Annotated in this window: 12 protein-coding genes and 1 tRNA gene; 8 read left to right on the top strand and 5 right to left on the bottom strand. The window is 71.0% G+C overall.

Going from position 1 to position 11,650, the window contains the following annotated elements:
- Positions 1-3: 3 nt before the first annotated feature.
- The 3 genes from GH747_RS03435 to GH747_RS03445 form a co-directional block, all read right to left on the bottom strand.
- Positions 4-92, bottom strand: a tRNA-Ser gene (locus GH747_RS03435).
- Between the two features lie 99 nt (positions 93-191).
- Complete coding sequence (locus tag GH747_RS03440) at positions 192-1,262, bottom strand: hypothetical protein (protein WP_149768136.1); 1,071 nt, start codon at positions 1,260-1,262, stop codon at positions 192-194.
- Positions 1,259-2,086, bottom strand: coding sequence for a carbon-nitrogen hydrolase family protein (locus GH747_RS03445; protein ID WP_149768137.1), 828 nt, complete (start codon positions 2,084-2,086; stop codon positions 1,259-1,261). The genes GH747_RS03440 and GH747_RS03445 overlap by 4 nt, the downstream gene beginning before the upstream one ends.
- 46 nt (positions 2,087-2,132) lie before the next feature.
- Here GH747_RS03445 and mobA point away from each other — a divergent pair, with 46 nt between their 5' ends.
- From mobA to GH747_RS03470, 6 genes are all read left to right on the top strand, one after another.
- Complete coding sequence (mobA, locus tag GH747_RS03450; RefSeq protein WP_205602740.1) at positions 2,133-2,729, top strand: molybdenum cofactor guanylyltransferase; 597 nt, start codon at positions 2,133-2,135, stop codon at positions 2,727-2,729.
- The gene (locus GH747_RS21970; protein WP_205602741.1) at positions 2,726-2,962 is read left to right on the top strand and encodes a DUF6457 domain-containing protein; all 237 of its coding nucleotides are present in this window, start codon (positions 2,726-2,728) and stop codon (positions 2,960-2,962) included. The genes mobA and GH747_RS21970 overlap by 4 nt, the downstream gene beginning before the upstream one ends.
- Positions 2,963-3,016: 54 nt before the next feature.
- Positions 3,017-3,994 (top strand): NAD(P)H-quinone oxidoreductase, encoded by a 978-nt coding sequence (locus tag GH747_RS03455; protein ID WP_149768138.1) that lies wholly within the window; start codon positions 3,017-3,019, stop codon positions 3,992-3,994.
- Positions 3,991-4,857 (top strand): aldose epimerase family protein, encoded by an 867-nt coding sequence (locus tag GH747_RS03460; protein ID WP_149768139.1) that lies wholly within the window; start codon positions 3,991-3,993, stop codon positions 4,855-4,857. The genes GH747_RS03455 and GH747_RS03460 overlap by 4 nt, the downstream gene beginning before the upstream one ends.
- A 173-nt stretch (positions 4,858-5,030) precedes the next feature.
- Complete coding sequence (locus GH747_RS03465) at positions 5,031-5,588, top strand: bacterial proteasome activator family protein (protein WP_149768140.1); 558 nt, start codon at positions 5,031-5,033, stop codon at positions 5,586-5,588.
- A 197-nt stretch (positions 5,589-5,785) separates the two neighbouring features.
- Complete coding sequence (locus GH747_RS03470; RefSeq protein ID WP_149768141.1) at positions 5,786-6,394, top strand: transcription factor WhiB; 609 nt, start codon at positions 5,786-5,788, stop codon at positions 6,392-6,394.
- Positions 6,395-6,441: 47 nt separating this feature from the next.
- Here the strand turns inward: GH747_RS03470 and GH747_RS03475 are convergent, their stop codons facing one another.
- Positions 6,442-7,260, bottom strand: coding sequence for an HAD family hydrolase (locus tag GH747_RS03475; RefSeq protein ID WP_228552755.1), 819 nt, complete (start codon positions 7,258-7,260; stop codon positions 6,442-6,444).
- Positions 7,257-8,531 carry a serine--tRNA ligase gene (serS, locus tag GH747_RS03480; RefSeq protein WP_149768143.1) on the bottom strand — a complete coding sequence of 425 codons (1,275 nt, stop codon included), beginning with the start codon at positions 8,529-8,531 and terminating at the stop codon, positions 7,257-7,259. The genes GH747_RS03475 and serS overlap by 4 nt, the downstream gene beginning before the upstream one ends.
- 43 nt (positions 8,532-8,574) lie before the next feature.
- Here serS and GH747_RS03485 point away from each other — a divergent pair, with 43 nt between their 5' ends.
- Both GH747_RS03485 and GH747_RS03490 read left to right on the top strand, forming a co-directional pair.
- The gene (locus GH747_RS03485) at positions 8,575-10,176 is read left to right on the top strand and encodes a bifunctional phosphatase PAP2/diacylglycerol kinase family protein (protein WP_149768144.1); all 1,602 of its coding nucleotides are present in this window, start codon (positions 8,575-8,577) and stop codon (positions 10,174-10,176) included.
- 123 nt (positions 10,177-10,299) lie between these two features.
- Positions 10,300-11,256, top strand: a complete 957-nt coding sequence (locus GH747_RS03490) for a DUF6801 domain-containing protein (RefSeq protein WP_149768145.1) — start codon at positions 10,300-10,302, stop codon at positions 11,254-11,256.
- The last annotated feature ends 394 nt before the right edge of the window (positions 11,257-11,650 follow it).

Here is an 11,650-nt window from a genome sequence, read left to right on the forward strand (position 1 = left end):
GAGCAGAGGGGGCGGGATTCGAACCCGCGGCTGACACTTCTGCCAGCGACCGCTTTCAAGGCGGTTCCGATCGGCCACTCCGGCACCCCTCCTGGAGCCGTGCGGACACGGCGCCGAGTCCGATTGTCGCACCCACGCCGTACGGCTCTCCCGCGCGGTGGGCGTGGGCGCGGCCGAGGCCGACCCGACGGCTACTTGAGGGCGGCGAAGCGCGGCGGCTCGGGACGGACGTACGTGTCCCCGTCGCGCCGCGCTGCTCGTCGCCCGGAGCGTGACGTCGAGCCCGGGTCCAGTGCACGCACCACGAGTCCGAGCCCGAGCCCGAGGATCGCGGAGTAGAGCGTCGACAGTGCGACGTACAGGGTGTCGGCGTTCGGAGAGCCCAGCGCGGACGCCATCACCGCGGTGCCGACGACGCCGAAGGCGCACATCCACCAGCCCTGGCGACGGTTCGAGCGCGTGCTGATGCCCCACACGAGGGCGGGGAACCCGATCAGGACCTCGGTCGGTCGCGGCACGCCGCCGATCGTGTCGCGCAGCCAGACGACCGCTTCGTCGATCGCGTCGACGACCCCCGCCGACCCGTACGACCGCACGATGGTGCCGTAGACGAGAAGCACGACCACGACGAGCGCGCCGCCGATGATCAGGCCAACGCCGCGCCGCCCGAGTCCGTGCAGGCCGGCGCCGAGGCTCCAGACGATGCCGAAGGCCGTCACGAGGGCTGCGCCCAGGACGATCAGGTAGAAGCGCTGGTAGACGAGCGGGGCGTTCCAGGCAGCCACGCCGACGGCCGCGCTGGTGGCGACGACGAGCGCGATCACGTACTCGCGGATCACGCCCGAGACCTTCTCCGACGGCCTCGTCAGCAGCACCGCGAGCACAGCACCGAACGTCGCGGTGATGACCGAGGCTCCCGCCATCGCCCACGCTCGGTCGGTGAGCAGCGCGATCGCCGCAAGGATGGCGACCAGGGTGGCCCACAGCGTGCTGCGTCCGCCGCTGCGCCGTGCGACGCCCGCGGTGAACACCACGGCAAGCACCGCGGCGCCGTAGCGCGCGTACACGTCCGGGAACCCGACCGCGACCACCGACGTGAGTGCGACCGCGAACCCGCCGAGCCACGCGAGGAACAGTCCGCTGACGCCGGCCGCCCGGAGTGCCTTCATGCTGAAGCGCGGCTCGCGCACGGGCGGGATGTAGCTCACGGTGTCGTTGGCCCGACGACGGGGCGCGGCGCGACGGCCTCCGCCGGTGCTCACGAGTCGGCTCCCTCGGTCGGGTCGGCGCCGGGGACGCCGATGCGGCGGTTCGCCAGGGACGGGTTGGTCGATCGGGCGCGAGCGAGTCGCTCGGCGGACAGCGTCGCACGGACGACCGCAGGCTCCTCGCCCGCGGCCGCGACCACGACACCGAGCGGGTCGATCGCCATGCTGTGACCGACGTACGGGCTGCCCTGCCCGGCGGCGACGACGTGGACGGTGTTCTCGATGGCGCGCGCACGCAGCAGCGTCGTCCAGTGGTCCTCCTTGAGAGGCCCGCGCATCCACGCCGCAGGGACGCAGAGGACGTCGGCTCCGGCGTCGACGAGCATGCGCGCCAGCTCGGGGAACCGCAGGTCGTAGCAGGTCATCAGACCGACACGCCGTCCTGCGACGTCGATCACGACGGGGGCGATGTCACCGGCGGCCAGCCGCTCGGACTCGGCGTAGCCGAACGAGTCGTACAGGTGGATCTTGCGGTACGTCGCGGTCAGCGTGCCGTCCGGCGCGAACGCGAGCAGCACGTTGTACGGGAGGCCGGGCTCGCCCGCAGCGTCGGCGCCGGGCTCGAACGCGCCGGCGACCACGTGCGCGCCGAGGCGCTCGGCGTGGCTCGCGATCAGCGTCGCGAACGGTCCGTCGAGCGGCTCCGCGGCGTCGCGCAGGTCGTCCGTGGGGTCGCCGAACCCGTGCATCGTCGCCTCCGGGAGCACGACGAGGTCGAGTCCGTCGTGCGGACCGAGTGTGCTGAGGACGTCGTCGACCAACGTGCGGTTCGTGGCGGCGTCGGTCGTCGCGCTCAGCTGGACGAGGGCGACCTGCATTCCTCCATCTTTGCAGTCGTCCCCCAGACTCCGGCAGGGTGAGGTCGTGAATGATGTCTCCGCCCCGCCCGAGTCGCGACCCGGGCCACCGCCGTACGACGCGGTGGTGCTGGCCGGTGGAGCCGCTCGGCGCTTCGGCGCGGACAAGCTCGCGACGCTCGTCGACGGGGTCCCGATGCTCGACCGGGTCCTCGCGTCGGTCGCTGGTGCGCAGCGGCGTGTCGTCGTCGGGCCGGAGCGTGAGACCGCCGCCGAGGTCGTCTGGACGCGTGAGGACCCGCCTGGCTCCGGGCCCGCCAACGCGGTCGTCGCCGGACTGCGCGCCTGCGCGGCGCCGTACGCCGTGCTGCTCGCCGGTGACCTCCCGTACGTCGACGCGGCGACCGTCGCCCGCCTGCTCGAGGCGCTCGTGGCAGATCCGACGGCCGACGGCGTGATGCTCGTGGACGACGACGGGCGCGACCAGCACCTGTGCAGCGCGTGGCGCCGGGCCGCCCTCGAGCGCGCCGTGGCGGCCCGCCCCGACTGGGGCGGCGCGGCCGTACGGCGCCTCATCGCGCCGCTGTCCACCACGACGCTGGCCGCGCAGGGGCGCGAGGCACGCGACATCGACCGCCCCGAGGATCTAACGTCGTCTTCATGAGTCTTCAGGACTGGAGCGACACGGTCTGCTCCGAGCTCGGCATCGAGCCCGACTACGACCTCGACGCGATCCTCGAGACGGCTCGCGACGTGGCCCACGGCGTGCAGCGGCCGGCGGCGCCGCTGACTGCGTTCCTGGTCGGCTACGCGGCTGCGATGGCCGGCGGCAGTGCCGCCGACGTCGACCAGGCGCTGGACCAGGTCACCGCGCTCGCGGCGCGCTGGGAGGAGTGAGCAAGCGCCGTCGCCGGTCACCCGGGAGGGAAGGACCGCCGGTACGGTGACCTCATGCGTGCCGTGGTCGTGACGGAGCCCGGAGGGCCCGAGGGTTTGGACGTGGTCGATCTCGAGGACCCGGTCGCGGGCCCCGGCGAGGTCGTCGTCGACGTGGTCGCGGCCGGGGTCAACCGTGCCGACGTCCTGCAGCGTCAGGGCAGCTATCCGCCTCCCCGTGGGGCGAGCGACGTGCTCGGCCTGGAGTGCTCGGGCATCATCGCGTCCGTCGGCGACGGCGTCACCCGCTGGAAGGTCGGCGACCCGGTCGTGGCGCTGCTGTCCGGCGGCGGCTACGCCGAGAAGGTCCTGGTGCCGGCCGAGCAGATCGCGCCGCTGCCGGAGGGCCTCGACCCGGTGCTCGCGGGCGGCATCATGGAGGTCGCGGCGACCGTGTGGTCCAACGTCTTCATGACCGCCTCGCTGCAGCCCGGGGAGCGACTGCTGGTCCACGGCGGTGCCTCCGGCATCGGGACGATGGCGATCCAGCTCGCGAAGGCGAACGGCGCCTGGGTCGCCGTGACCGCGGGGTCCGACGACAAGATGCACGCCTGCCGCGAGCTCGGTGCCGACCTGGCGATCAACTACCGCGAGGCCGACTTCGTCGAGGTGCTGCGCGCTGCGACCGAGGGTGAGGGCGTCGACGTGATCCTCGACAACATGGGCGCCGCCTACCTGCCGCGCAATGTCGCCGCTCTCGCGTACGACGGTCGCCTCGTCGTCATCGGCATGCAGGGTGGCGTCAAGGGCGAGCTCAACCTCGGCGCCCTGCTCGCGAAACGCGGCAGCATCGGCGCGTACGGTCTCCGTGGCCGCCCGGTCGCTCAGAAGGGCGAGATCGTGGCCAGCCTCGTCGACAACGTGTGGCCGCTGTTCGCGGACGAGACCGTGCGGCCGGTGATCCACAAGGTCCTGCCGCTGGCCGACGTCCGCGACGCCCACCGGATCCTCGACGAGTCGAGCAACGTCGGCAAGGTCGTGCTCACCCCGTGATCTCGCTCGCCAGCGGGTCGTGGACGGCCACGATCGACCCGTACGGCGCCGGTCTCGCGTCGCTGCGCCGCGACGGGCGCGACGTGGTGGTGCCGCGCGTCGCGGGTGACGGAGGATTCCCCTTCTACCGGGGGGCCGTGCTCGCGCCCTGGCCGAACCGGCTCGAGGACGGCGCGTACGACTTCGGCGGGCGCTCCCACCAGGTGCCGGTGAACGAGCCGGAGGGTGGCACGGCGCTGCACGGCCTCGTCGTCGAGCGCGCCTGGACGGTGGTTGACCAGCGCGGCGACGCCGTACGCCTGACGGTCGACGTGCCGCGGTCCGACGGGTACCCGTACGCCGTGCGGCTCGACCTCGCGTACCAGCTCGGCCCCGACGGCCTCGCTTCAGAGCTCGTCGCCACGAACGACGGCGCCGAGCCTGCGCCGTACGGGTGCGGCGTCCACCCCTATCTCGTCCTGGACGAGGGGGAGGCGACCGAGGTCGAGCTCGGGGCGGGCCGCTACCTGGAGTCCAGCCCCGACCGGAAGCTCCCGGTGGGCCTGCACGACGTCGACGGGTCGGCGTACGACTTCCGCGTGCCCCGCCCGCTCGACGGGGCCGAGCTCGACACCCCGTACACGGACCTCGTCCGGAGCGACGACGGCGTCGTCACCGTACGCGTCGGGCGCACCGTGCTGCGCGGCACTGAGGGCGTGCGGTGGATCCAGGTGTACACGCCGGTCGGGCGCGGATCCCTCGCGGTCGAGCCGTGCTCCAGCCCGGCGAACGCCTTCCGCACGGGCCAGGACCTCGTCGTCCTCGCGCCCGGCGAGCAGCACACGCTGGCGTGGACGCTCTCGCGACCCCCGCTGGTCGCGTAGCGGCCCTCGCTGGTCGCGTATCCCCCCCTCGCTGGTCGCGTATCCCTCCTCGCTGGTCGAGTATCCCCTCCTCGCTGGTCGAGTAGCGGCGAGGAACGAGCCGCGTATCCCCTCGCTGGTCGAGTAGCGGCGAGGAACGAGCCGCGTATCGAGACCTGACTACAGTGGGCCGCATGTCTGCAGAGTCGTTCGATCCCGCCTCGTCCGATCAGCACGTCGTCGTCGGACCCGACGGCCAGCCCGTGGCCGCGCAGGAGCCGGAGGCCGACGAGGAGGAGCGCTCGCTCACCGAGCTCGTCGAGCAGCCCGCGAAGGTGATGCGGATCGGCAGCATGATCCGCCAGCTGCTCGAAGAGGTGAAGTCCGCACCGCTCGACGAGGCGAGCCGGGCCCGCCTGCGCGACATCCACCAGACCTCCATCAAGGAGCTCGAGGACGGTCTCGCGCCTGAGCTGGTCGAGGAGCTCGAACGCCTCAGCCTGCCGTTCAACGACGCGACGCCGTCGGACGACGAGCTCCGCATCGCCCAGGCTCAGCTGGTCGGCTGGCTCGAGGGCCTGTTCCACGGCATCCAGACCGCGATCTACGCCCAGCAGATGGCCGCGCAGAGCCAGCTCCAGCAGATGCGCCGCGCGCTGCCCGGCGCTCCGGCGGCTGGCATGCACCCGGGTGTCCCGGGCCAGCAGCCGACCGAGGACACGCCGCCGCACGGGCCTGGCATGTATCTCTGACCAGCCCGTTCGGCATCCGCCGAACAGCGTGTCGGGGGCGTGACCCCCGACACAGGTACTTTGAGTCGTGCGCGCCGGATACTCGCCCGGCGCTGAGTAGCCGTTTCTGCGGTGATTGAGTATCTGCACGGTGATACCCGTGTACCCCTGACTGTTTGACTTCCTGCATCTCGTAGCACAAGAGGAGATGCAGGATCATGCGAACGCTCTCGGATCGACCCTTTCCCGACCGGCACCCTGTCGGCGCTCCGCTCGACGTCGTGCCGCCGTGCGCCTCGATGGCAGACGTGTACGACACGCTTGCGGAGCCGCTCGAAGACATCTCGCGTTCCAGTGACTCGTGGGATGCGTGGCAGGCGGCGCACGACCGGGCCGTCGAGGCGTGTGCCGGCTGTCCTCTCCTCGTCCAGTGCCTCTACCGGGCTGTCGTCGACGACGACGTGGCCGGATATGCGGCGTGCACGTCGCCGCAGGACCGAGCCGAGATCCGCACCCGTCTCGGTGTGACGGTCACCGCTCCCGACATCGACCGCATCGCCGGGGTCCGCTCGTCCGGGTCCCCGATCGACCACGAGGCGATCCTCGCGACGCGCCGGGCGTACCCGAACGACACGTTCGCCCAGCTCGCCGAGCGCCTCGGCTGCTCGCTCTCGACGATCAAGCGTCACCTCCGCGAGGCGTCGACCCGCCCGCGGCCGGCGACGAAGCCGCGAGCCTCCCGCACCACCCGCCCCAGCGTCGACGAGGTTCTCGACGTGTTCGACGAGGTCGTCGGCAACGCGCCGATCTGTGCGCTGACGGCCTGATCCGACAGGCCGGCCGCGCACGGGGGCGGCCGGCCCGGAGGGTCAGCTCAGAGGTACTTCTCGATCTCGCGGACGACGCCGTCGTTCTCGACGGTCTCGGTGACGTCGTCGGCGACGGCCTGGACGTGCAGCGGTGCGTGCCCCATCGCGACGCCGCGTCCGGCCCACTCGAGCATCTCGACGTCGTTGGAGCCGTCGCCGATCGCGAGCACGTCGGCGCGGTCGACGCCGAGCTCCGCGCAGACGTGCTCCAGCCCGGCGGCCTTGGACACGCCCTCCGGGGCGAGGTCGAGCCACGCCGTGTAGCCCACGTAGTAGTTGGTGCCCTCCAGACCGAGACCGTGCGCGAGCTCGGCGAACTCCTCTGCGGACGAGTCGGGGCTGCGGACGATCACGCGGCTGACCGGCTCGGCGATAAGCTCCTCGATCGACGCGTGCGCCATGTCGCCGCTGAGCTCGCCGTCGGGGAACGGCTTGTTCATGCGGTAGCCGACGCCGAGGTTCTCGACGGCGACGGCAGCGTCGGGCACGGCCTCGAGCAGCGCGCGTACGGCAGGGGCGGCGTCGAAGGTCACCGAGTGCAGGATCTCGATCGGGTCGTACGAGAAGACGACCGAGCCGTTGCTCGCGACCGCGAGGCCCTTCGTGAAACCGAGCTTCTCGACCGCGTCCATCACGCCCGGCACGGCACGCCCGGTCGAGATCACGCAGTGGATCCCGGAGTCGGCGGCAGCGCGGACGATGTCGCGTACGGCGTCGGTCATCGTGTTGTCGTAGTCGACGATGGTGCCGTCGACGTCCAGCGCGATCATGCGAGGCCGCCAGGTCGTGGGGGCGTCGCCGGTGGTCTGTGAGGTCAACGTCAAGACAGCGGCTCCAAGATCTCTCGCCCACCGAGGTAGGGCTGCAGCGCCTTCGGGACCCGGACCGAGCCGTCGGCCTGCTGGTGGTTCTCGAGGAGGGCGATGATCGTCCGGGTCGACGCCATCAGCGTGCCGTTGAGCGTGGCGAGCGGCGTCACCTGCTCGCCGTCACGCATGCGGATGCTCAGCCGGCGCGCCTGGAACTGGGTGCAGTTCGAGGTCGACGTCAGCTCGCGGTACTTGCCCTGGGTCGGGATCCACGCCTCGCAGTCGAACTTGCGGATCGCCGACAGCCCGAGGTCGCCGGCGGCGACGTCGATGACGCGGTACGGGAGCTCCAGCGCGTTGAGCCAGTCCTGCTCGTGCGCCAGCAGCTCCTCGTGGACCGCGTACGAGTCCTCGGGCGTCGCGTAGACGAACATCTCCACCTTGTCGAACCAGTGAACCCGGAAGATCCCCCGGGTGTCCTTCCCGTACGAGCCTGCCTCGCGGCGGTAGCACGGGCTGAACCCGGCGTAACGGCGCGGCAAAGTGTCGGCGTCGAGGATCTCGTCGGAGTGGTACGCGGCGAGCGGCACCTCCGACGTGCCGACGAGGAAGAGGTCGTCCTTCGGGAGGTGGTAGACGTCGTCGGCGGCCTGGCCCAGGAAGCCGGTGCCCTCCATCGCGGACGGCTTCACCAGTGCCGGAGGGATCATCGGCGTGAAGCCCCAGGCCGCGGCGCGCTCCATCGCCATCGACACGAGCGCCAGCTCGAGCTGCGCGCCGATGCCGGTGAGGAAGTAGAAGCGCGCGCCGCTGACCTTCGCGCCGCGCTCGATGTCGAACGCGCCGAGACGCTTGCCGAGCTCGAGGTGGTCGAGCGGCTCGAAGCCCTCGGCGGCGAAGTCACGGGGCTCGCCGACGATCTCGCGGACCACGAAGTCCTCCTCGCCGCCCTCGGGTGCCTCGGGTGCAGCCAGGTTGGGGAGCCCCGCGAAGAGGGCGTCGAAGGCCTTGGCGGCCTCGGCGGACGCGGCGTCGGCGGCCTTGACCTCGCCTGCCAGCTCCTTGGTGCGGGCGAGCAGGTCGGCCTTCTCGTCGCCGGAGGCCTGGGCGACCTTCTTGCCGAGCTGCTTCTGCTCGGCACGCAACGCCTCGTACCGTCCGATCGACGAGCGGCGTGCCTCGTCGGCGGAGATCAGCTCGTCGACGATCGCCTCGGACTCACCGCGGCGGCGCTGGGCGGCGCGGATCTCGTCGGGGTTGTCTCGGAGCGTGCGAACGTCGATCATTCCCCCAGCCTATCTGCGGGGGCGACACCATTACCCTGAGCAGGTGCCGATCGACGTCCGCCGCGCCCGCCCCGCGCGCACCGCCTTCCTGCCGACGATGGTCGGATCCCTCTTCGGGGTTTACCTCGTGCTGGCTGCGATGGTGTGGTGGGAGTGGCCGCCGCTGATGGACCTCGACCACACGGTCGCCGTCTGGGCGCACGACGTGATCGTCGGCAAGGACGGCTGGATCGACCTGTTCGACTGGATCGCCGAGTGGCTCGGCCCCATGGTGCTGCGCCTCGTGATGGCCGTGACGGTGCTGTGGCTCGTGCTGCGCCGCGCCTACCGGGTCGCGGTCTGGATCGCCGTGTCGATCCCGCTGCAGTTCCTGGCGGTCTACGGGTTCAAGCGGCTGTTCGAGCGCCCGCGGCCGACCTTCGCCGACCCCGTGCACGTGACGGACGGCTTCTCCTTCCCCAGCGGCCATGCGACCGCAGCGGCGACGTTCGCGACCGTCATGGTGGTCGTCACTCTCCTCGTGCTGCGCCGGGGCCTGCTGCGCCAGCTGGTCATCGCCGTGTGGGTGGTGATGGCGCTGATCATCGGGGCGGACCGGATCTTCCTCGGCGTCCACTACGTCTCCGACGTCGTCGCGGGCTTCGCGCTCGGCACCGCGATCCCGCTCGCGCTGTGGTGGCTGCTCACGCTCCGGGTCTTCGCCGAGCAGGAGGCCCCGCACCCCGCGGTCGCCGGGACGGGTCGCCGCCAGGTCGCCGTCGTGCTCAACCCGGTGAAGGTCGGCGACGTCGACGTCTTCCGCGCGAAGGTCACGGAGGCGGCCGTACGCCACGACTGGGCCGAGCCGAAGTTCTTCGAGACGACGATCGAGGACCCGGGCGGCGGCCAGGCCATCGCTGCGCTGGAGGGCGAGGCCGACCTGGTGATCGTGGCGGGCGGCGACGGCACGGTCCGCGAGGCGTGCGGGATGCTCGCGCGTACGGGCATCGGCGTCGGCATCGTCCCGCTGGGCACCGGCAACCTTCTCGCCCGCAACCTCTCCATCCCGCTGCACATGGTGGACGCGATCGACAACGCGTTCACCGGTCAGGACCGCGCGGTCGACCTCGTCCGTCTGCAGATCGACGGCTCGGAGGAGGCGACGACGTTCCTCGTGATGGCGGGCCTCGGCTTCGACGCCGCGATCATGACCGGCACCAACGAGGACCTCAAGAAGAAGGTCGGCTGGCTCGCGTACGTCGTCTCCGGCGTCAAGCAGCTGTTCCGGTTCCCCAACGCGCGGGTGCAGATCTCTGTCGACGACGGCGAGTTCGTACGCCACCGCGCGTTGACGGTGGTCGTCGGCAACGTGGGCTTCCTGCAGGGTGGGCTGCCGCTGCTCCCCGACGCGGAGATCGACGACGGCCAGATCGACGTGGTCGTGATCGCACCCCCGCACAAGTTCGCGTTCCTGCGCGTGGGGCTGCGGCTGATCGCCCGGCGCAAGCGCACCGATGAGCGGCTCGACCGGATGACGGGCCGGACCGTGACGATCCGCGCCGACAAGCCGACACCGATGCAGCTCGACGGCGACCCCATCGGCGAGCACTCAGAGCTGCGCGCGACCGTCGAGCCGGGCGTGCTCCTGGTCCGCGTCGCGCGATGATTGCGCGGTAAATGTCACGATCAGGTAACGGAAGTCACCCCCGTATTCCCTTGTGCGTAACTCGCTGTTGAACTCTCTTTCGCATGTGGTGCAGATCGCACCAATCCTCGGAGGGAGATCACCATGCCTCAGGCGAAGCCTGCCCTGAAGTCGAGGCGTACGCGCCTCGCAGCCGCCTCGACGAGCGCGGCGCTGGTTGCCGGAGTTGGCGGCCTCGTGCTCGCCGGCGCACCGGCGGCGAACGCGACCAACGTCACCAAGACCTTCAGCTACACCTGCACCACGACGGCCAACGGGCTTCCGCTTCCGACGTCGACGGTTCCGGTGAAGGCGTCGGTCGACCTGCCGACGCGTGTGGCGCCGGGCCAGACGCTGTCGAGCCGGAGCACCGCGATCACGCTCACCATCCCCGAGACGCTCCGCAAGCCGACGTACGAGCTGTTGAGTGCTCGCAAGGTGAGCGGCTACTCCCGCGATGCGTCGGTGGCGATCGCCGCTCCCGGTGCGGCCACGCAGACGCTGACGATCCTCAACCTCGGCACAGCACCCGTTCCGGTCCCGGCGACGCCGGGCACGCCCTGGAACATCCCCACGCGCGGCACCGTGCCCGCCGTCAAGATCTCCACCGCCGCCAAGTCGGTCGGAACCGTCTCGATGCCGGTCAAGTTCACGGTCCGGGCAACGCTGTACAACGAGGCCGGCGCGAAGATCGGTAGCACCGACGGCGTCATCATGAACTGCTCGACCACGGGCGACCGGACCCTCGCCAAGATCGCCATCGGCAAGGCGACGGCCAAGATCGCCTCGGCGAAGGCCAGCCCGAAGAAGATCAAGGCCAAGAAGACCAAGGCCAAGGTCGCCGTCCGGCTCTCCACCGCCGCCGGTGTGCCGCTGACCGGCAAGGTCACCGCCAAGGTCGGCAAGAAGACCGTCGGCAAGGGCACCGTCCGTGGCGGCAAGGCCACGCTCAAGCTGAAGGCGTTCAAGAAGAAGGGCACCTACAAGGTCAAGCTGACCTACAGCGGCTCGGCATCCACGACGGGCGCGACCAAGACGATCAAGATCAAGGTCAAGAAGTAGGCAACACCCACCACGTCTCGGGATTCGGCACGGCGGCGACGCCGTACGGACCCTCCGAGGGGACGACTGCCCTGGACCCAAAGCGGGGGCCCAGGGCAGTCGCTCGTCCCGGGCCACTCGCGCCGCGCCCCTCCCGTTTGCCACGCTCCCACCGCAAACGCCTGCCGTGCACCGCATATATACGGTGCGCGGGGCGTACTTGCGGTGGGAGCGTGGCAAACGGGACTGCGGGCAGTCGCTCGTGGTATGAACCGTTCGTGTCTCCGACATCGCGCGACGAGCGCCGGCAGACCGAGCAGCGCTGCCAGCGCCGCGGGCACGCCAGGCCGGCACGCAGTGGGAGCTCTTTCGCCACGCACCAGCGGCATTTGCAGTGGGAGCACCGCAAGTGCCG

Origin of the sequence: Mumia xiangluensis (assembly GCF_010994095.1) — a bacterium.
Classification (GTDB): domain Bacteria; phylum Actinomycetota; class Actinomycetes; order Propionibacteriales; family Nocardioidaceae; genus Mumia; species Mumia xiangluensis.

Coding starts and splice junctions, on each gene's coding strand:
- GH747_RS03445 (WP_149768137.1), bottom strand. CDS start 2,086: ATGCAGGTCGCCCTCGTCCAGCTGAGCGCGACGACCGACGCCGCCACG.
- GH747_RS21970 (WP_205602741.1), top strand. CDS start 2,726: ATGAGTCTTCAGGACTGGAGCGACACGGTCTGCTCCGAGCTCGGCATC.
- GH747_RS03455 (WP_149768138.1), top strand. CDS start 3,017: ATGCGTGCCGTGGTCGTGACGGAGCCCGGAGGGCCCGAGGGTTTGGAC.
- GH747_RS03465 (WP_149768140.1), top strand. CDS start 5,031: ATGTCTGCAGAGTCGTTCGATCCCGCCTCGTCCGATCAGCACGTCGTC.
- GH747_RS03470 (WP_149768141.1), top strand. CDS start 5,786: ATGCGAACGCTCTCGGATCGACCCTTTCCCGACCGGCACCCTGTCGGC.
- serS (WP_149768143.1), bottom strand. CDS start 8,531: ATGATCGACGTTCGCACGCTCCGAGACAACCCCGACGAGATCCGCGCC.
- GH747_RS03490 (WP_149768145.1), top strand. CDS start 10,300: ATGCCTCAGGCGAAGCCTGCCCTGAAGTCGAGGCGTACGCGCCTCGCA.